The following is a 19,794-nucleotide window of genomic DNA, read 5'->3' as shown; positions in this document are numbered from 1 at the left end:
CAGCCCCGGGCGGGGTTTTGCGGGTGGCGCGCGGGCCCCCGGCGGTTTTGGCGGGGGGGGGCGGCCCGGCCCGCCGGGGGGGCGGGGCGGCCGGCCCCGGCCCCCCCCCCACGGCGACCAGGACGGCGGTGACGGCGAGCGCGCCCGCTCCGCTGAGCACGGCGACGTGTATGCCGTCGATGAAGGCGCCATCCACCGCCGTCTGGACCGGCCGGGGCAGCGCGGGCGCTGCACCGGCGGATCCGTAGAACGCGCCCGCCGCCGGGGCATCCGCGGTCGAGCCGACGGCATCCGGCGCCACGCCGAGGCGACGCAGGGCGGAGGCCAGCGAGTCGCTCATCCGGTTGGCCAGGACGGCACCAAGCACGGCGATTCCTAGTACGCCGCCAAGTTCACGCAGGGTGTTGATGGTCGCCGAGGCCATTCCCATCTGCGCCGGGGAGACCCGCTGCATCACCCCGATCGACACTGGGGTGAAGGTCATGCCCATCCCCAGGCCCATCGCGAACAGCGTCCATACGTAGGTCACGTAGTGGGCGTGATCGCCGTACAGTGACAGGCCCCCGAGGCCCACCGCGCACAGTGCCAGGCCGAGCACCAGCGGCAGCCGCGGACCGTACGCGGCGGTCAGCCTGCCTGCCAGTGGCGCGGCGACCACCAGCATCGCGGTCATCGGCAGCCCCGCGTAGCCCGCGGCGGCCGGGGACCAGCCGAGCACACCCTGCATCATCAGCGGCAGAAAGAACGATGCGCCGAACATCCCGAAGCTGACCATGAACCCACTGAGCATCGCGCCAACGAGCGGGCCGTCGCGGAACAGCCTCAGCTCCAGCATCGGCTCGGCTAGACGCAGTTCGAGCAGAAGGAAGGCGGCCAGCAGCACGGCGGCCCCGGCTCCACAGCCCAGCACCCGGGTGTCGGTCCAGCCCTGGGAGGGGCCCTCAAGCAACGCGTAGACCAGCAGGGCCAGGCCGGCGGCGGACAGCGCGAGGCCCGCCAGGTCGATCCGGCACGGTCGCGCGGGGATGTCCGGCAGGACGCGGGCGGCCAGCAGGAGTCCGGCCACGCCGATCGGCACGTTGATCCAGAACACGCTGGCCCAGCCGAGGTGTTCGACCATCGGGCCGCCGAGCACCGGGCCGACCGACAGGCCGAGCGCGGAGGCTCCGGACCAGATGCCGATCGCCTTGGCGCGCTCGCGCTCGTCGGTGAAGACGTGCCGCAGCAGCGTGAGGCTACCGGGGGTGAGCAGCGCGGCCCCGACGCCCTGGAGCATCCGGGCGCCGACCAGAACGCTGATCGATCCGGCCAGGGCGGCCGCTGCGGAGCCGACCGTGAACAGGCCGAGGCCGAGCCGGAACACTCGGGTTCGACCGTAGTGGTCGCCGAGCGCGCCACCAGTCAGCACCAGAGCGGCGTAGACCAGGCTGTAGCTCTCGGCAATCCACTGCAGGCCGCTGATCCCGGCGTCCAGGTCCTGCCCGATGCGGGGCAGGGCGTTGTTGACGATGACGTTGTCCAGCATGGACATGAACATGGTGATACAGAGCGTGAACAACACGAGCCGCTTACGGCGTGGATTCAACTCGTTCATGGATCCCCCCTGACTCCAAGGCCCCTAACGACGTTAGGGGCACGTTCGGCAGCCACAGAGTGCATCTAACGGTGTTAGATTGCAAATGGGGTTCCAGGAATCCCCCACGACACCGCTAGGAGGCGTCCACACAGCCATGCCGGAGAACGACACCGCCGCACCGGCGAACAGTGCCGAAACACCCGCCGTGACCAGGGAAGCCCTCGCCCAGGCGGCACTACGCGTACTGGAACGGGACGGCCTGGCCGGACTATCGATGCGCAAGGTCGCCGCCGAGGTCGGCGTCAAGGCGGCCTCGCTGTACTGGCACGTCCGCAACAAGGAAGAGTTGCTCGACCTGCTCAACGACGCCATCATGGCCGCGGCCGAGCCGCCGCCCCGCGAGGGCGACTGGCGGGCCCAACTAAGCGGCTACTGCTGGCGCTACCGTCGACTGCTGAACGACAACCGCGATGCCGTCAAGATCATCGCTGGCCGCTTCGCCCCGGGTCCGCACCAGCTCCAACTGCTCGAGGACCAACTGGACCGGCTGCGCGCGGCCGGATTCTCCAATGAGCACGCCGCCCTGGCCTCCTACCTGCTCAGCTCCTTCGTCCAGGGCTTCGTGCTGCAGGAGCAGTCGCCGATGTCGGCCGCCCACTCCAGCGGTGCCAGCCGCCTGGACGTCATCGCCGAGGTCCGGGACCGCTTCCACGCCCTGCCCGTCGGCGGCTTCCCCAACCTGGTCGAGCTGGCCAGGGACCTCACCGAGCCGAACTTCGACGCCCGCTTCGAGTTCTGCGTCGAGCGCATACTGGACGGCCTGGCGGCCCTGCTGCCACAGGACCGGCGCTGACGGAGAGCAGGCTCGCCCGGCACCTGTCCGCACGTCCCTGTTCCGCGGCCTCCTCGTGCTGTTCAAAGGGGGCCGGACAACGAGCTTCGATGAAGTCGGCCACGCAGCGTCAGCGCCCCTGGAGGCCGCCGCGCGGGGCAGGCGGCCCTTGGGACGGCGCTGCTTGCCCGCTCGCTGCGGTCATGGTGCCGAGTAGCAGTGAGCGAGGCCGTCTCGCCAGGCGGGCTTCCGGGACCTCCGCCTGGTCCTGCCATCGCTCGCGCAGCCATGTGACGGTCGGGGGTGCGGATGGGCTCGGGTGATCTCGGCGGTGGCCAGGAGCAGGGCGGCACGAACCATAGCGTCACGCTGCGCGGCGTACCCGTTGGCCAGGGCGGCGCGGATGGTGTGGTCGGGGTCGGCGTCGGTCGCCAGGGCGTAGGCGGCGTCGACGCGGACGGTGGGGTCAAAGTCGCCGAGGAGGGGCATGACCGCCACGGTGGAGAAATCTAAGCAGTAGTACGACTGGCGCAGCAGCTCGCGTGCCGTACGCAGGACCGTCGCCGCGGCCTCGGGAGCGCCGCCGGGAACGACCAGGTCCTCCACGAGGCCGCGCATGTCGGCGTAGCCGGTGACGAAGAGGTGGGCGCGTTCGTCCGGGACGGGGAACGGCTGCCGCTGCGTGGTCATCCCCGAAGTCTCCCAGCGGCACGCCCCGTTGTGCTGGCCAGAGAGGTTGATTGGGTTTGTCGAAGCCGTGGTCGGCTGACGATCGCTTGACCTGTACCGAGGTTCAAGGGCGAGGCTTGAGGCATGAGTGAGGCAGATGAGCTGTTTGGTATCGCGGAGGTCTCGGCGTGGATCGGTCTGGAGCCCGACACGTTGCGGTACTTCGAACGTCAGGGGGTTGTACCGTCTCCACGGCGCGACAGTGCGGGGCGTCGCCAATACACGCTGGCCGACGTCGAGCTGATCCGCATGCTGGTTCATCTCCGTGAGACGGGGATGCCACTGGCCGATATCGCGCAGTTCACAGGCGCTGACGACAAGGTGGCTGATCCGGCCAGGCTCCGAGTGGAGTTGCTGACGGCTCATCGCCGTCGCGTCCGCGATAGGCGCGAGGAGCTGGACCGTGCGCTCGATGTGATCACTCGGAAGATCGCGGACTTCAGTGATCGGATCACGAGTTCGGTGGACTTTCTCGACCGACCGGACTGCGCGATTGCCTTCGGTGTCCAGGGTGAGGGGCCGCTGCTGTTCCTCGTCGGGGCGCCGGCTGGGCGGGCCGGTTTCGCGGCGCTGGCGCATGAGCTTGCAGGCCGGTTCACCGTCGTCACCCACGATCCGCGTGGTATCGGTGCCAGCCGTGCGGTCCCGGGGATGGCCGCGCCCACGCCCCAGGTCCTTGCCGAGGACCTTGCTGCACTTGTCGACAGGTTCACCGGAGGGCCCGCCCTGTTCGTGGGTACCAGTGGTGGTGCCGTGACGCTGCTGGAGCTGGGCAAGCAGCATCCTGACGTGGTCGGCCGGGCCGTCTTGCATGAGCCGCCCCTTGTGTCCCTCTTGGATGACACAGACCTGACTGGCCGAGCCGCCGCAGCGTTCAGGGCTGCAGAGGCCGATCCTCAGCGGGCAGCGCAAGAGTTCTTTGACCTCAGCGGCGCTGCCCACCGCACAGGACCGGATCAGACGCCTCCCGCCCATATGGCGCTACCCGAGCTACCGGTCGAGGAACTCGACAAGAACCGCTACTTCCTGGGGCGGATGGCCGGCCCCACGGTCTTCTACGTCCCCGACATCGAGGCCATCCGCCGCGTTTCGGTGACGCTGTGCGCTGGCTCGCTGAGCCATCACCAGATGGCGCGCCGGGCGACCCAAGCACTCGCTGAACTTCTAGAGCTACCTCTGATCGACATGCCCGGCAATCACCTCGGCGCAAGCGCCGAGCCGGCAGAGTTCGCTCACGTCCTCGGGCTCCTGCTCGAACCCTGAACACATCCCAGAGCCCCTCCTGGCCGAACGGCTGAGGAGGGGCCTTGCCATGTCGCACCGCAACGTCGCACTGACTCCGCGCCACCGCCTGAAGGTCGCACGACTCGTCGTCGAGGATGGGTGACCTATCAGCGAGGTTGGCGTTCGGCTCCAGGTTGCCTGGCCTACCGGTCCCTTCACACGATTGATCAACGTCCTCAGTCAGTACAACTGGTGACAGATATCTCTGCGAGTCACACCAGGGGCGTCGCACAGCGTGGCAGGGAAGGAGATCTCTCCCTGCCGGAATGGGCGGAATGTCGCAGGTAGTGGAGCTGGACAAGGAGGGCGGCGCGAGCGCTGGCCGGGCGAAGCCGTTCACCGTCGATGCGCGGTCTCTGTCCACAGGGCCGCCGCTGGAGGCTCCTGTTGAGGCCGCCACGATCAGCGGGCGGCCCGTACGTGAGGAGCTGTCATGCCTGAGAACACCGTCACCACCCCGCTCGCCCCGATGGAGCTGGAGGATGTCGCCGCCGCCTTCGCTTACATCCGGGCGTTGCAGGCCGACGGCATCGACACCGCCCGCGCGGTCGCCGACGAAACGGGCCCGGAGCTGAACCGGCTGCTCCTGGACGTTGCCGCGCGCGTCATCATCCCCGTCACCGCGGTCGGCGCGCGCCGCGCTCGCGCTGAAGTGGGCTACATGCTGTCGTGCTCCAGGGCGTACAGCTCGTACGGAACGGTGGACCCGTCCTCGGCGTACCGGCCGGATGTGCCGATGCGGGTGAACCCGGCCTTGGCCAGGACGCGGCCGGAGGCCGGGTTGTCGGGGTGATGCATGGCCTCCAGCCGGGTCAGTCCGGCGGTGGTGAAGGCAGAGGCGGCGACCTGGTGGGCGGCGTGGGTGGCGTAGCCGTTGCCCCAGGTGTCCTCGCGGAGGATGTAGCTGATGGTGCCCATGGACGGGGATCGTCGGCGCAGGGCGATCATCTCGTCCGCGGCAAGGATGCCCCAGGACCACTGGCCGCGCGGGGTTTCGGCGGCTCGGGCGAGGGCTGCCCGGATCTTCTCCCGGGCCTGGCCGAGGGTGAGGGGCTTGCCGGTGGTGTGCCGGATGGATGCGCCGCTGTAGATGCGGGTGAGGGCGGGTGCGTCGTCGGGGGTCAGTGCGCGCAGGGTCACCATGCGGCGGTCAGCTCCTTCGCGGTGGGCCGGTCGGCGGGTTCGGGTGCCAGGCACGCGGTGGCCGGGGCCGTGTCCGGCCTGGGTGGTTCGGTGTGGGGCCGTCAGAAGGCGAGCCCGGCCTGGCGCCAGGCGGCCACGACCTCGTCGTACGCCGTGCGCATGGACGCGTCGTCGTCGCTGCCCACGGTCAGGTGGGTGATCAGGGTGCTGGCCGCGGCCAGGTCGAGGGTGAGCACTGTGAGGACCATCGTCGTCGTCCTGGTCAGGGTGGGCAGGTCTGTGCTGTGGGCCAGGTCGAGGTAGTACGCCAGCTGGTCGGCCAGGTACTCGGCGTCGGGACCGGCAGCAGCTGCCCGGACCAGTGCGCCGTGGCAGGCCCGCAGCGCCTCCAGTCGGTACGCGGGCAGTACGGTCACACACGGCTCCAAAAGCGTCCGCGGTGGCGCAGCCACCGACCAGATCGGCCGCGGCCTCCCAGGTCACCGGCGCCAGCAGACACCCGGAGCCAGGAGCGAATGCCCGGGCAGTCTCCAGGGACTCCCTGACCAGGCGCACGGCGCCCCTCCACTCCTCACCGACAGGCAGGAGAACAGGGCGGTCGTACTCGATGTCCGGTAAGGGGGTCGTAGAGGCACGGTAGGAGATCCGCCCGGGAAGGGCGCCGCTTCCCGGATACCCGCCCACGGGGCATCTCCCGGGTGCTACGCCCCGCCCGTCCTGTTCCTGGCAGTACGAGAACGTCCAGCCCGGCGGCACCCGCGGCCGGAGGCCGTCTTGCACCTGGTGAGGGGAGGTCAGACGGGGAGTGCGTCGATCGCGGCCTGCCACGGGTAGGTGTCGGGGTTGCCGTGCTTGGGCTTGTGGAGCGCGAACCCGCCCTCGCCTAGGAGCACGGTGACGCCGGGCTCGCGCAGGAAGTCGACATGCCGGGCGACGGCGGGGTGGGCGGCTTCGACGAGGCGCTTCGTGCGGGGCCGGCACACCACTTCTTCGGGGGCGAGTTCCTCCGCCTCCAGGAGTGTGTCGACTGCGGTCTCGCGCTGCCCGGCCTGTTTCTCGCCGAGGGCTCGGTCGGTGAGCAGGTGGGCCCGGCGCTCGCGCGGGAGATTGGCGAGGGAGGCGGCCGCGGCGTCGGCTCCCTGGCTCAGCTGGATGTGGGCGGCGACCCGGTAGAGCTCGCAGTTCGTCGGCCCGAAGCTGGTCCACAGCTCGTTCGCGTCGTGGCCGAGGTGTTCGGCGTGCTCGTCGGCCTGGTCGAGGAGACCAGGGACCGCGCGGGCGAGGACGTCGGGGCTGTGGTTGCCGGCCTCGGCGGCCGCGGCCTGGGCCATCGCCATCGCCGCTTTCAGGAACAGCATCCCGAGTACCGAGAGCCGCTTCGGGTCCGCGCTGCACCAGGTCGCTCTGGAGCCGGTTGGCGGCCGCGGTGACGAACGCGACGGCGGGCTGCGCCTGGCCGTGGGCGGTCATCGCGTCCGCGAGGTGGCGGGCCGTGCTCGCCTGGATGACGGGGTCCTCTGAGCGTACGGCGGCCGCGCCAGCGAGCTCGCTGGCGCCGCACTTGATCGCGGCCGTCTCGGTCAGCTCCAGCGTGAGCGACAGCTCGTCCTGTCAGCGTGTCTTCGGCCGGTCGAACCATATCGTCGCCACCGCTGGCACCAGGCCGCCCCAGAAGAGCACCAGCGGGATCGTGCGTTGTGTCCACGGGATCAAGATGATCGACAGCGCACAGAGCATGGCCCACGCCGCTTGTCCGAGAACGACACGGGGCCAGGCCCAGCGCCTGATGAGCGAACGCAGGTTGACGCGGACACCGGCACGCAGGCGGCGGTATCGCAGCAGGGCGCCCAGGGCCCAGACGGCCGCCATGAGGACGAGGTCCCACAACCGCTGGCCAAGAACCAGCGGCAGTTCCCGTTGGGGCCCCCGGTCCGTCGCGAACAGGTCGATGCCCGCAGCGGCCATGGCCAGGCAGAGCAGGGCCAGCCAGCGGACGCCGCGCAGCAGGCGGTAGGAGGCGTCGTCCAGGCCGCGCCGCATCGGGCCTGAGCCGGGGGCGGAGGCCAGCGCGTCGGCGTACAGGGTGGCGGCCTGCGTCGCCTTGACGCCGGGGGCGGTCGCTGCCTTCTTCGTCCGCCGTGCCAATGCCTGCTCGTGCTGTGGGTCGAGCCGGAGGATGGCCTCGTCCATCCGGTCGGCGAGGTTCCGGTTGGCGCTATAGCCCGCGATCATCTGTGCCACCTCGTAGGCGTACACCTCTTCGGGGCCCAGCCGGATGGCCTGCTGGGCGATCAGGCCGGCCTCCCGCAGGGGGGCCTCCAGGTCCTCGAGCCTGGCCTGGCCGCCGTTCGCCTGCCCGGAGCTGACCATCTTGATGCGCCACAGCCAGTCGGCGAGCAGCGCGTAGCCTTGCCAGTAGTCGGGGGCCAGGCGGATCACCTCGCGGAGCACGCCCTCGGTCTCCGGAAAGCGGCCCGCCACACGCAGGGCGTGCGCATGGATGAAAAGCGCCCCGATGTCCTCGGCGTCCAGGGCCAGCGCCCGCTCGGTCGCCTCCAGCGCCTTCGTGCCGTCCTTCTCGTCCCCGAGGTGGCTCCGGGCGAGTTTGACCCAGGCCTGGATGTCCTCGGGGTCCTCCGTGAGCCGCCGGGCCAGCAGTTCCCTGGCCTCCTCGTACCGCTTGAGATCGATGAGCAGGTCGGCCCGTTCCACGGCGGGGTGCGGGTACGTGGTCACAGTTTGCGCTTCTTCTTCAAGTGCCTCACCAGGTCGTCGTACATGCCGCCCTCGTTGGCGAACATCGCCACGTTGCGCGCGGAGGCGAACCACGGTTCGGCGGACGGCACGGCATCGTTCGCGGCGGCCAGCAGGTCCTTCATGCCGATCATCCGTACGGTTCCGGTGCTCACCGAGTCCAGCAGCGCCCGCTCGGCCGCCGCCTCGCAGACATGGGCCAGGTCCGCGCCGGACAGGCCGTCGGTGATCTTGACCAGCTTGCTCAGGTCGATGTTCTCGATGGGCCGCTCCCGCAGGTGGTAGCGGAGGATCGCTTCCCGGGCGGGTCCGTCAGGCGGGAGGACGAGGATCGTCCTGTCCAGACGGCCGGGGCGGCGCAGGGCGTTGTCCACGTCCCAGGGCACGTTGGTGGCGGCCAGCACGAAGACGCCCTCGTTGGCCGTCGAGTCGATGCCGTCCAACTCGCTGAGCAGTTGGTTGACCACATTGCGCATGCCGCCGTGCGCGGTGCGGCTGCGCTTGGCACCAAGGGCATCCAGCTCGTCCAGGAAGACCACGCAGGGTGCCTGGCGGCGAGCGGTCTCGAAGACCTCGTGCATATTGCGCTCGGAGTTGCCGATCCACATGTCGAGCACGTCGTTCACGGACACGGACAGGAACGCGGCGCCGAGTTCACCGGCCACCGCCCGCGCGAGGAACGTCTTGCCGCAGCCGGGCGGGCCGTACAGCAACAGCCCGCCGCGGAGACTCTTGCCGTAGAGCTTGCGCAGTTCAGGGTTGCGCAGCGGGGCGAGAAAGGCGGCGTCCATGCGGTCTTTCACGTCCTGCATGCCGCCGACGTCGGCCAGCCGTACGGTGCCGGGCCCTTCCACGTCCCACGCGTCGGCGCCCGCGGAGTCGTCCTGCCCGTCCGCGCGGGCGGGTGTTCCGGCGAACCGCGGCGGTACGGCGTCACCGACCTGTTCCTCGGCGGCCTTCCAGTCGAACCCGGGCTGAGGGCGCGAGGGTTGCGCCGGGAACGGGGACGACGCGCCCATCGCACGGGCCATCAGGTCCCGGGCCTGGGCGTCGCCCGGCGCGTGCTGAAGGGCCGCGGCCACCTCGGCGACGGCCTCGTCGGACCGGTCCGCCTCCAGCAGGAGCTGGGCCAGGTGGAGCCGCAGGGGTACGTCGGCAGGCGCGGCGGTGACCGCGGTACGCAGGCTACGTATGAGAGGGGGGTCGTCCGGCATGATCGACAGCCTAGTGCCGTCGTACGACATCTCGCCCGGCGTCCGGCTGCCCCCGTTCGTGCCGTCGCGTCGTCGAACGGTGGCGGGGCGCGGGCCGGGGCACTGCCGGGATCTGTCGCTGCCCTCGCACCGGGGGCGATCGCTGCTTCCGGATCGTGCCGCCACCGTGCGACGAACTCGTCGGCGCTCGCCAGGTCCATCGCGGCGCACTGGTGCACTGTCGGCAGCGGTACGACGCGCTCGCCACGCGGATCGGCCGGGGTCGCGAAATCCTGGGCACGACGGACGGCGTAGGGCCGGGCGCAGCAGGCCCCGCGCGGGCTGCCGCCGGGCTGCAGCGGGCGCGGGCGCGCTCCGAGGGCGGCGCAGCGCTGTACTTGCGGGGGTCTCCCTCGCGCCACTCCGCCCACTGGGGGTCATCGATGGCGCCTTCGGGGTCGCCGACGCCGCGCGTTCGAGGAGCGTCACGAGGTCGTGCTCGGAGTGGGCGACGCCGTGGCTCTCGTCCCGCCTGCCGCTGTGCGCGGTGCCCCTTCCGGCCTTTCACGCGCCCAGCCACGTGATCATTCTGGCCGTCCGGTGCTGCCCGGCGCAGCAACCGGCCCGGGCCGGGTTTGCATAACCGACGCTTCATATCCGGCCGTTACGCACCGTCAGTGCCGTGGAACCCGGTGCCCACCCGACGCGACAGCCGGGCCGTACCTGCCACCGCCCCGAAGGACCGAAACGGCCCGCCGAACGAACCGACGGGCCGTCACGAAAGATCGAGGCTAATGCCCTCTCAGCAGTTGGGTGCCGAGTTCGTTGAGCGTGTGGTGACGGGTTTTGCCCACCGAGACAGTGCTGATGAGGCCGGCGTGGCGTAGAGCGGTGAGGTGCTCGCTGACGGTGGAGGGAGAAAGACCGCTTCTTTCGGCCAGCCGGCTGGTTGAACCGCCTTCGGCGCATACTTCCAGTACAGCTGCTCTGCCGTGCCCGAGCAGTTTGCCCAGCGCGAGATGTGAGTCATTCTGAACTGCTGCGCGTTCCTGGAAGGTACGGTCTTCGCCGACTTGATAGTGGAGTGTCGGTTGGTCGTCCAGAGGGTCACACGGCACATACGAAGGGAAGGCGCTGGGCCCGGGTGCAAGTAGCAGACCCCGCCCGTTGAGGCGGTGGTCGATGTCGATCGGGCTGTCTACTTCAAGTACAGGCGATCGCCAGCGTATCCGGGGGTGCAGAGCACTCAGGAGCTGCTCGACTCCGCCTTCGCGCAGCGTCCGGGTCTGCTTTGCCAGGTCTGCGCTGAGGGAGGCGTGGAGGGCGGGCCAGTGGGGATCGACGGCAACGCGGTAGTAGCCGCGAATGGCCCCGGCCAGCGCCTGAAGAGTTTCTCCCCGTCCCTCGGCGATATGCCGTAACGGTCCAGGCAGGGCTCCCCAGTCAGCGACGTGCTCCATGTTGTCCTGCAGAGTCCTTCGTGGCGTGGACAGCAGCTGCTCCAGTTCATCCTCCAGGTTTCGCCCCTGACGGGAACTCAGGAGGAAGGCGGGGACGGGGCCGTCGAGTGCACAGATGGCGGTTACCAGAGGGCGGGTGGAGTGAGCGTGCCGCAGATTGCTGCGAACGGTCCGATGCCAGGAGCCGACCGGCGTCGGCTTCGGGTGCGCCAGGGACAACATGCTCAACGTGGTCACTGCCAACTGGCTCGGAGCCGCAACAAGCCGCGTGCGGGCGATATCATCCGCTGAAAAATGTATCCGTATCATCGATTCTCCCTCTCCATATACGCTTCGGTCACCGCCGAAATGTATCCCTGGCGTGCCTGTCTCCGCCATCATCGATTGAGTCAGAATGCGTTGAAACCGGCCCGCAGGAGGAACCTCGTGGTCAAATTTCCCTCACTTAAGGCTTCCGCGGCATCCGCTGAAACCGAACGTGCCACCGACACCAATGGCGGCGGCAACGGGAAATGGAATCTCAGGAAATGGGCCCTAGCGGTTTCCTCGCTCACCGCCGCGGTCGCGGTCGGTTTCCCCCCGGCCATCGCACAGGCCGCAGCCGAGCACGTCGGCGACCTGTGCACCAGCAACAACTACACCGCGTGTGACGGGTCAGCGTCCTTCGTCAAGGTGGGGGACCACATGCTGATCTGGGACAACGAGGCCGATGGCCACTCCGTCGTTGTCGAAGGATCACGGTCCGACGGACTGAAGCTGAGAAAGTGGAACCACTCCGGCTCGGACGGCGACGGAAAGGTCGACCACAACCTGAACCTCCCCGAGAACGGGTGGATCCGCTACAAGGTCTGCCTGGGAGAATACGGATCCAAGGACACACTCGAAAACACCTGCTCCGTCAGCAAGATGGAATACGCCTCCGCGTCGTAAGAACCGAGACGGGGAACCGGCCAGCGTCAGCTGACCACGAGCCGGTACACCTGACGGGCAACGCAGCAGGCGTGACACCGGCCCTGGCCGTTAACCGTCTGTTTCGGCACAACACAGAGAGACCCCGGGAACACCGCCCGGGGTCTCGTGCTGCCGGCGCCGTGCTCCTGGTCGCGCTCTACCGGCCCGGGACGAACGGAAGCCCGACCGCCCCCGCCGGCCGCTGAGAGGACTCGGCACCGTTGTGATCACCGAGCACCGACGGAGGACACGTTGAGCCAGCCGGAGCAGCCCAGGCAGCCGGGCCCGAACGATCTGCCCTTCGCCACCCACCTGATCAACCCCTACGGCGACCGGCACCTGGGATTCAACGAGGACGAGGGCCGCTTCTACCGGCTGTGGGAGCACCGCCGGCCCGAGCCGCTCCACGCCGGCGATGCGATCCTGCTGCGTCCCAGCGGCATCGACCAGATCATCAAGTTCGCCGTGATCTGGGCTACGCGCCATGCGGCCGACCCGCGGAGCGACGCTCTGGTCGATAGGGTCGCCGCCGGAGCCAGAGCCGTCGTGCTGCGCTTCACACAAGCCGCTCAGGCTCCGGTACAGCGTTAGGCGCTGCCCGTGGCGACGGCCGCGCGGAACTCCTGGGTCATCAGGGCGACCGGGCCGTGCTGGGCAGGGGCCGGGCCCTGCTCGCCCCACACTTTGTGCAGCGCGGTTCGCATCCGGTCGTTCATGGCGTCGTTGTGAATGGCCTGGTGTTTCTCGGGCACTTCGCGCGCGTCCTGGACGACGGCCATGGTGCCGTGGCGGGTGCTGGCCATCCCGATCGCGGTGACCTTCCAGCCGAGCTGCCGGGCGGCTTTGCGCATCGTGGCGCGGATCAGTTCCGCCCCGCCCAGGCCGACGGCCTCCTCGTCATCCAGATTCGCCTGGAACGAGCCGCCGAATCCGCCCGCGTCTTCCGGACAGTTGCGGCGCAGCGGGGGTATGAGGGCTCGGCCATGGCGGTGCAGCGCGGGTCCTTCGCGTATGAGGCCATGTCAGGGCCCTTCCGGGCCGGTGAGGTGCGGCCACAGCAGCTTGAGGTCGTGGGCGACCCGCCTGGCCAGGGCGGCGGGGTCGTGGGCTGTCCACTGGTGTGCTGTCCCGATGGTGTCGGCGGCCTTCGTCCTGGAGGTGCTCCTGCCGGGGAATGGGCCGGGTTCCGCGCGGGCGGTGAAGGTCACCGGGCCGGGCGGGCGGGGCAGGAGCAGCAAGGGGTGGTGCGGGGTGAAGCCGAAAGCGAACCCGGTTCCAGCGGGACCGTCTCAGGGGCCGGGCTGAGCGCCCTTCGGCGCATCGGACGGACGACTGGGCAACGTCGTTGCACGACAGGCGGCTCAGTGAGGACGTAGCCGGAGAAGATGCCGCACTTGGGGTTCGGTGCGTGAAAGGTTGCGTACTCGGTCCAAGATCTGCTGGTCGAAGCCGGTGGTCCGGTCGTGGTGCTGGCGCAGGTGCTCCTCCCAGGAGGGGACTTCGAAGATCTCGTACAGCTTCTGGGGGGTGGCCGTGTCCTGGTGCAACTGCCAGCGGATCGCTCCGGTGCGCCGCCGGGATCTGGATAGTGGCGTGGCCGCTTCGAGGAATGCGGGCAGGTCGGCCGGATCGACGTCGTAGGCGACTTCCACCATGACGGGCCGCGTCTGACCTGTGTCGTCGAAGACGAGGGCTGGTTCGGGCCAGTTGGCGGTCACGGTGCGGTCGAGCGTGCCGGTGTCGGGCAGGAGCGCGATCAGGGGCAGGCTCGCCGTGCTCGCGAGGACGAGGGTCGCGGCGAGCAGGAGGGCGCCTTGGGTTCCCAGTGGGCGGGCGACCAGTCCCCACAGCAGTGATCCGAGGCCCTGGCCGCCGAGAAACACGATCAGGTAGACCGAGAGACCGCGGGCTCGGACCCAGGCGGGCAGGGAGAGTTGCATGGCGGTGTTGAGGGTTGACAGCGTGGCCAGCCATCCCACTCCGGTGAGCAGCGACATCGCGGCGACGGCGGGCAGGCTCGTGAGCAGGGCGGTGGTCAGCATCCCACTGCCGTAGAGCAGCCCTGCGCCCAGCAGAATCTGGGTAGAGGTCAGGATGCGGCGCAGCCGGCCCATGGCCAGTGCTCCGATCATTGCGCCGGCGCCCAGGGCGGTGAGCAGTAGTCCGTACCCGCCTGAGCCCTGGTGGAGGTGGTCGGTGGCGACGACGGGCAGAAGGGCCCACAGGGCGCTGGCGGGCAGTACGAACAGGGCTGCTCGCAGCAGGATTCGGCGTACTCCGGGGGCGTTGCGCACATAGCGGCTTCCCGCGTGCAGCGCGGCGACAACTGTTTCGGGTGCCGTGTGCTCCTCTTCGGTGCCGCGCCACCGCAGAAGGGCCCCCAGGACGGCCGTGAATGACAGGGCGTTGATGGCGAACAGCACCCAGGCCGGGGTGACGGTGAGGAGCAGTCCGCCCAGGGCTGGCCCGACGGCACCGGCGATGTTCACGCTCAGGCTGCCCAGCGAGGCGGCGGCGGGGATCTGGTCTCTGGGCACGAGCTCGGGCTGGATCGCCTGCCAGGCGGGATTGCCGAGAGCCAGTCCGCTGCCGAGGAGGAGGGTGAAGGCGATGAGCAGGGCAGGGCTTGTGTGTCCGGCGGCGGTGATTGCGGTGAGGAGTCCGGCGATGAGCACCATCGCGCTCTGGACGCCGATGAGGAGTCTGCGGCGGTCTGTTACGTCGGCGAGCACTCCGGCGGGAAGCGATACGAACATCACCGGCAGCAGGCTCGCCGCCTGAACGAGCGAGACCCACGTGGCCGCGCCCGGTTCCTGGACGAGTGTCCATTGGGCGCCCACCGTCTGCATCCAGCCCCCGATGGCCGAAGCCAGCTGAGCGGCCCAGAGCATCCGGAACGTGGAGTTGCCGAGAGGGCCGCCCGTTACGCCCCGGATGTTCGCTTTCGTGGTCACTAGCTCATGTAACCACGCTCACAAACCGAATGGGATGCCCCTGTCCGCTTTACCGACTCCCCGGTGGCGCGCCTGGTTCTTTTGGCCTTGCCGACGGGGTCAAAGGCCGCCTGGCTGGCGGCCATCGGCACTCAGCGGAGGAGACCCGGAACCGAAACTTGAATCATGAACAGCCTGTGAAATGGCTGGCAGGCGCAAAGTTTTCCGGATCCGAAATGCAGGACCGTCAGCAGAACCGCGGGCGAGCCGTTCGCCCCTTGCACGGGGCCGGAGAACCTTGCCGCAATGCCCGAAGTGGCGCGAACGGAAGAATGGGCTTCTCCTGAAGCCTTTCCGCAGATCTGCTGCCTCTGTTGCACATGCGGGGCGACACAGGATCCGGTCCACAGAGAGTTCACGGCAGCCAAATGAAGTCGTGATCTACTGAAATGAGGAGGTCGGACGCATGTGAAGAGCTGAGAGTTTCGAATGATCCCGGCTCTCTGGGTCGAGGAGACACTTTCTCGGCGTTTCAGAACCAGTAGACAGGTGGCCTTGTGGAGACAATCGCAGTTATCGGGTTCGGAGACATGGGCGAGCAGATGGTGCCGCATCTGCTGAGCGCTGGGCATGCCGTGCGGGTGTACGACGTCGACGCCGCAAAGCTGCGCAGCGCCGGGGAGGCCGGGGCCGAAGTATGCGCTACAGCGGCTGACGCGGCACGTGGTGCTGGAATTACGCTGGGCCTTGTCATGTCAGACGACATTACGTCCGCATACTTCGGGGACGACGGCATTCTCGCCGGAGCACGGCCTGGTTCCTTCGTGCTGGTGTGCTCTACGACCACGCCGGCGATCCTTGAGTCCGTGGATGCGGCGGCCCCCGAGGGTGTGACCATTGTCGATACCCCCATCGTCGGCGGCGTCAAGTACGCACGCGAACGCGGCATCACGTTTCTGGTCGGTGCGACGCAGAACGCGTTCGCGTCCGTGCGCCCGGCACTGGAAGCCCTCGGACACGCCAAGCACGTTGGTGCGTTCGGCTCCGGAGTGGCCTATAAGCTCATCACGAACGTGGCGATCATGGCCGCTGAGGCAGGGATCCGTGAAGCGCTGGACCTGGCCGATCTGCTCGGCAAGGACTACGGCACGGCGCTGGAACTGATGTCGGTCGGCCCGATGGCTCCCGTTGTCGCACGAGCGCTGGACACGACGAACCCACGCCCGCTGCGCCGGTCGGCTGAAGACGACGACACGCTCCTGTCCTCCGTGGACGACCCGCCCAGCCAGCTGCCGATCTCGCACGCCGGCGCCGCCCGGCTGTGGGAAGCCGTCAAGGCGGCGGACGGCTTCGAACCCGACTTCGTCGACCTTACCCGCAAGGCTACTGCTCGCCCGCAGTTCCAGAACCGCTAGGAATCCGCCGGCTCTCCCGTTGCCCGGCAGCCACCTGGTCGTCGGGCAAGAAAGGACACCTCGTGACACTTCCAGCCAACGCCCCCAAGATCGCCCCCGAGCCCATTCGCGACCCGCAAACCGATCACCTGCTCACCCCTGACAACTGTCTCGTCACGATGATCGACTACCAGGAGGGACAGTACGCAACCGTGGGCTCGACCAGCCGTGCGGAAATCGATCTGGGAGCGGTAACGCTGGCGAAGCTCGCCCATGCGTACGAGATCCCCACCGTTTTGAGCACCGTCGCCGTCGGAATGGGGGTCAACGAGAATACGGTTCCCGTGCTTACGCGAGAGCTGCCCGGGATTGTGGAGATCGATCGCACTGGTGTGAACTCATGGGAGGACCCCGACTTCCGGGCGGCTATCGAAGCGTCAGGGCGCAAGAAGGTTGTCATCGCCGGACTCTGGACCGAAGTCTGCCTTGCCTTCCCCACCCTCGACATGCTGCTGGAGGGCTACGAGGTGTACCCCGTGATCGATGCGGTCGGCGGTGTCTCGGCAGTCACTCACGAGACGGCGATCCAGCGGATGATCCAGGCCGGCGCCAAGCCGATCACCTCACTCGCGTTCGGATGTGAGCTCATGCGCAACTGGGCCCGGCCCGACGCTGACCGCTACCGCACCATCATCAACGACTACTTCAACCGAAAGCGCGAGATCGGTTCATCCAGCGGCGATCTGTTCACCCGCTGAAGACGCACTCCCCCGACGCAGCGGCGGGATCTGCCGGAGCGGTTCGGGCCGTGGGAGACGGCCTGTAAGCGGCATCGTTGCTGGTCAGCTGACAGGACGTGGGCAATACCGCTCTTGAGGATCCAGGCCGCGGAGGACTCCGGGGCCGGATCGACTGGAACGTTTCGGTGGACTCGACAGCCGTCCGGGCTCACCAGCACACGCGGGCGCGCGGAAAGCACCACCGGCCGTCGTTCCCCACAAGGGGATCGTCCGGGGGACGGACCAGGCCGATCCGGTACTGGGAAACTGGTCGTCCGGCTGGCGGAGGTGGTCAGATCGGCGAATGCCTGGGACGTTCCCGCGGAGGGTTCACCACCAAAATCCACCTCGTTGCCGACGGACGGCGCCGGCCCCTCGCCTTCATCCTGACACCCGGACACTACGGTGGCGGGCCCCAGATCGAGCGGGTGCTGGAGCAGATCTCCGTACCCCCGGCCGGAGCCGGCCAGCCTCGTACCCGGCCCGACCAGGTCCTGGCAGACAATGCCGGCACGTCCCGGAAGAGCCGCCGCTACCTGCGACGCCGCGGAATCCGGCACACCATCCCCGAACGTCTCGACCAGCCAAGGAATCGCAAGAACCCGGCATCCCGAGGCGGTCGGCCTACAGGATTCGACGGCGAGCGCAAAAGGATTCCGTGCCGTCGCCACCCGCTACGAGAAACGCGCCTACATCTACCTCGGCACCGTCACACTCGCAGCCCTCGCCATGTGACTGCGAACATGATCCGGGGAACAGTGCCTGCCGGTGAGCGGAAGGTGATTTCATGCGGCGAACCGAGTACGACGCGGGCCAGGCCGCCAGGCGCCTGAAAGTGCCGTGACGGCCTTCCGGTGGGCCCGGCACACCGAGCTCATCCCCGAGCCGGATGTGACGTCCTCCCAGTGGTCCCGGGCCGTTGTGGAAGCGATGGACGCCGCAGCACTCGACCGACTGCGGCTCCGCGCCAGGACAGCAATCTGTGACACTGCTTGGTCGACCCGAATCGCTGCGTCGGCATGGGGTGTACCGTGCCGGTACCGCGCGCCGCCGGTGGGGTCAGGACGCGGCCGCGCGCGCCGCCTCCAACTCGGCCACCAGCCGTACGACCCGCTTGTTGGTCCGGCCCGATCTATGGCCCGCCAGCATGTGCAGCTGGTCCGTCCCGCCGGAGGCCAGCACCAGCTCCGGGACGTCGGATGAGTAGACCCTGCCCTCCAGGACGGCCACCCGCACCTCCCGGATGTCCGCCCACACATAGGAGCGCGAGTTGAGCAGCCCGGAGTACTTCACCCCTGCCGACCCGTAGGAGACGCCGAACACCGGCGCACGGAACGTCAGCACCACACCTGGCGCGCCGAGGAGCAGGACCGGAATGAGGTATTCCAGATGTTCCACCCCCACGTGGGCCCACTTCGTCGCCAAGCCCGCCGCCATCACCACGGCGACCAGCAGACACGCACCGCCCAGCAGGAAGTAGGTAAGAGACGAGGCCGCCGCGCGCCTCCTCCGCATGTCCACGCCCCCTTTCCGCGGCGCGCGGCGCCGTCCCGGGGGGGGGTGCCGTCATCGCCCGTGCACAGCATACGAACGGTGGCCGCGCCGCCGGGGGCAAGGCGCCGGTGCCTCCCAACCCCCTCGTCGCCCTGCCACGGTCCTGTATCTGCCCGCCACCTACGCTCTCGCGCCGGCCGCCGTCGTCATTCATCCCCTCGCCAAGGTCATCGGCACACCGAATGTGAAGCTCGCGGGCCTCAGAAGCTGGTCCGGGGCCCTGGCGGCCAGCCAGAACAATCTGGCACCCGATGGCACATCAGCCCCAACACCGTCGGGCCCACCATCCGTCATCTGCTGAGGCAAACGGGTCAGGCCAAGTCCGTGTGATGTAGAGATCGTCCAGCGGTTCGACCAACCCTCGCAGTTCACGTGAGGCTCGGCGCGGCAAGGAGTGGAGGGCGAGTTCGAGTACCGCGCGCTCGTCGGTCGTGTAGAAGGGATTGCACAGTGGGCAGCCACAACCGCCTGAGAACGCAAGACCCGGCTGGCGGGCGACCCGCGACCACCGCCGTAGAGCTTGTGCTACCGCGCCGGGCCAGAGCCGGTCATGTTCTAGCCGGGCAACCGCGCTCGCGAGCTTGCCGGAACCGCGTGCAAGCCCAGGTCCTGAAGCTCCGTGCGACTGGCTCTGAGGGTGACGGGCTGCGGACCGGAGCCGTGACGGCCGCCTACGCGGCATCGTCCTTTCTGAATCGCTTCACGCGGAGCATCATGCCAGAGCACCATCCTTCCTCGCATCGCAGATAGGCGCTGAAACCCGAACCCGTGATGCTTCGGTGCCGCCTGGCACATGTTCCGGCGAACCCGTGCGAGGTGCTGCCGAAACGTCAAGCAGATGGGGAGGCCATCTCGGTCACCGCGTTGGGGATCAGAGCAATCAGCTGCTGAGACCAGCAGTCCGACTGCTGTGTCGTGGCCTCCGCTCCGCAATTGCCACAGACAAGGTTGGGGCCATCCAGGCCGTCGAGTCCACAGCATCCGTTGCGACGCCTGCTGTCGGCGTACAAGTGAACGTGGCTCTGGCAAGATTTTCGTAGCCGAAGATCATCTTGGTTCGGTGGGGGCTCAGTGCGCTATTGCAGTACCGCCCGCATCCTCGAATTCATCAAGGCTCACTGATCATTTCAGAATGAGATCGGTGTGTTGGCTTGGCAGTTGAGTGTTGTGTCGGCAGGATCTGCTGGGTGTCTGCTGATCTTGTGCCTGATG

General features: G+C 68.5%; 18 protein-coding genes. 6 read left to right on the top strand and 12 right to left on the bottom strand.

What is annotated here, in order from left to right; genetic code table 11:
- A partial coding sequence (locus tag ACFVWY_RS33415) for an MFS transporter (RefSeq protein WP_389878679.1) occupies window positions 1-1,594 on the bottom strand: 1,594 nt, incomplete at its 3' end.
- A 136-nt stretch (window positions 1,595-1,730) separates the two neighbouring features.
- Here ACFVWY_RS33415 and ACFVWY_RS33410 point away from each other — a divergent pair.
- Entirely contained in the window at window positions 1,731-2,429 is a 699-nt protein-coding gene (locus ACFVWY_RS33410) for a TetR/AcrR family transcriptional regulator (protein ID WP_389878678.1), read from the top strand.
- 180 nt (window positions 2,430-2,609) lie between these two features.
- On the opposite strand, the gene ACFVWY_RS33405 is transcribed toward ACFVWY_RS33410, so the two are convergent.
- Window positions 2,610-3,098, bottom strand: a complete 489-nt coding sequence (locus ACFVWY_RS33405; RefSeq protein WP_389878677.1) for a hypothetical protein — start codon at window positions 3,096-3,098, stop codon at window positions 2,610-2,612.
- A gap of 123 nt (window positions 3,099-3,221) precedes the next feature.
- Between ACFVWY_RS33405 and ACFVWY_RS33400 the strand changes: the two genes are divergently transcribed.
- Window positions 3,222-4,400: an alpha/beta fold hydrolase gene (locus ACFVWY_RS33400; RefSeq protein WP_389878676.1), complete on the top strand. Its 1,179-nt coding sequence runs from the start codon at window positions 3,222-3,224 to the stop codon at window positions 4,398-4,400.
- Window positions 4,401-5,078: 678 nt separating this feature from the next.
- Here the strand turns inward: ACFVWY_RS33400 and ACFVWY_RS33395 are convergent.
- The 6 genes from ACFVWY_RS33395 to ACFVWY_RS33370 form a co-directional block, all read right to left on the bottom strand.
- The gene (locus ACFVWY_RS33395; RefSeq protein WP_389878675.1) at window positions 5,079-5,564 is read right to left on the bottom strand and encodes a GNAT family N-acetyltransferase; all 486 of its coding nucleotides are present in this window, start codon (window positions 5,562-5,564) and stop codon (window positions 5,079-5,081) included.
- Between the two features lie 101 nt (window positions 5,565-5,665).
- Window positions 5,666-5,980 (bottom strand): hypothetical protein, encoded by a 315-nt coding sequence (locus ACFVWY_RS33390; protein WP_389878674.1) that lies wholly within the window; start codon window positions 5,978-5,980, stop codon window positions 5,666-5,668.
- 378 nt (window positions 5,981-6,358) lie between these two features.
- Complete coding sequence (locus ACFVWY_RS33385) at window positions 6,359-6,922, bottom strand: hypothetical protein (protein ID WP_389878673.1); 564 nt, start codon at window positions 6,920-6,922, stop codon at window positions 6,359-6,361.
- A 253-nt stretch (window positions 6,923-7,175) separates the two neighbouring features.
- A complete protein-coding gene (locus tag ACFVWY_RS33380) occupies window positions 7,176-8,300 on the bottom strand; it encodes a tetratricopeptide repeat protein (protein WP_389878672.1) in 1,125 nt (374 codons plus the stop codon).
- Entirely contained in the window at window positions 8,297-9,532 is a 1,236-nt protein-coding gene (locus tag ACFVWY_RS33375) for an ATP-binding protein (RefSeq protein WP_389878671.1), read from the bottom strand. The genes ACFVWY_RS33380 and ACFVWY_RS33375 overlap by 4 nt, the downstream gene beginning before the upstream one ends.
- A 770-nt stretch (window positions 9,533-10,302) precedes the next feature.
- The gene (locus ACFVWY_RS33370; protein ID WP_389878670.1) at window positions 10,303-11,208 is read right to left on the bottom strand and encodes an ArsR/SmtB family transcription factor; all 906 of its coding nucleotides are present in this window, start codon (window positions 11,206-11,208) and stop codon (window positions 10,303-10,305) included.
- 189 nt (window positions 11,209-11,397) lie between these two features.
- On the opposite strand from ACFVWY_RS33370, the gene ACFVWY_RS33365 reads away from it, so the two are divergent.
- Both ACFVWY_RS33365 and ACFVWY_RS33360 read left to right on the top strand, forming a co-directional pair.
- Entirely contained in the window at window positions 11,398-11,901 is a 504-nt protein-coding gene (locus tag ACFVWY_RS33365) for a hypothetical protein (protein ID WP_389878669.1), read from the top strand.
- A 273-nt stretch (window positions 11,902-12,174) separates the two neighbouring features.
- On the top strand, window positions 12,175-12,513 hold the full coding sequence (locus ACFVWY_RS33360) for a hypothetical protein (protein WP_389878668.1): 339 nt from the start codon (window positions 12,175-12,177) through the stop codon (window positions 12,511-12,513).
- Here the strand turns inward: ACFVWY_RS33360 and ACFVWY_RS33355 are convergent.
- The 3 genes from ACFVWY_RS33355 to ACFVWY_RS33345 form a co-directional block, all read right to left on the bottom strand.
- Window positions 12,510-12,773, bottom strand: a complete 264-nt coding sequence (locus ACFVWY_RS33355; protein WP_389878667.1) for a hypothetical protein — start codon at window positions 12,771-12,773, stop codon at window positions 12,510-12,512. The genes ACFVWY_RS33360 and ACFVWY_RS33355 overlap by 4 nt on opposite strands.
- Before the next feature lie 171 nt (window positions 12,774-12,944).
- Window positions 12,945-13,160 carry a hypothetical protein gene (locus ACFVWY_RS33350; protein WP_389878666.1) on the bottom strand — a complete coding sequence of 72 codons (216 nt, stop codon included), beginning with the start codon at window positions 13,158-13,160 and terminating at the stop codon, window positions 12,945-12,947.
- A 123-nt stretch (window positions 13,161-13,283) separates the two neighbouring features.
- Window positions 13,284-14,876, bottom strand: a complete 1,593-nt coding sequence (locus ACFVWY_RS33345) for an MFS transporter (RefSeq protein ID WP_389878665.1) — start codon at window positions 14,874-14,876, stop codon at window positions 13,284-13,286.
- A gap of 536 nt (window positions 14,877-15,412) precedes the next feature.
- Between ACFVWY_RS33345 and ACFVWY_RS33340 the strand changes: the two genes are divergently transcribed.
- Both ACFVWY_RS33340 and ACFVWY_RS33335 read left to right on the top strand, forming a co-directional pair.
- On the top strand, window positions 15,413-16,270 hold the full coding sequence (locus ACFVWY_RS33340) for an NAD(P)-dependent oxidoreductase (RefSeq protein ID WP_389878664.1): 858 nt from the start codon (window positions 15,413-15,415) through the stop codon (window positions 16,268-16,270).
- A 62-nt stretch (window positions 16,271-16,332) separates the two neighbouring features.
- A complete protein-coding gene (locus ACFVWY_RS33335) occupies window positions 16,333-17,007 on the top strand; it encodes an isochorismatase family protein (protein WP_389878663.1) in 675 nt (224 codons plus the stop codon).
- 1,080 nt (window positions 17,008-18,087) lie between these two features.
- On the opposite strand, the gene ACFVWY_RS33330 is transcribed toward ACFVWY_RS33335, so the two are convergent.
- Window positions 18,088-18,543 (bottom strand): hypothetical protein, encoded by a 456-nt coding sequence (locus ACFVWY_RS33330; RefSeq protein ID WP_389878662.1) that lies wholly within the window; start codon window positions 18,541-18,543, stop codon window positions 18,088-18,090.
- Between the last annotated feature and the right edge of the window lie 1,251 nt (window positions 18,544-19,794).

Source organism: Streptomyces sp. NPDC058195, from assembly GCF_042883525.1.
In the GTDB taxonomy this organism is placed as follows: Bacteria; Actinomycetota; Actinomycetes; order Streptomycetales; family Streptomycetaceae; genus Streptomyces.
The sequence above is the reverse complement of the archived record's forward strand: the minus strand, read 5'-3'. Positions and strand labels throughout refer to the sequence as shown.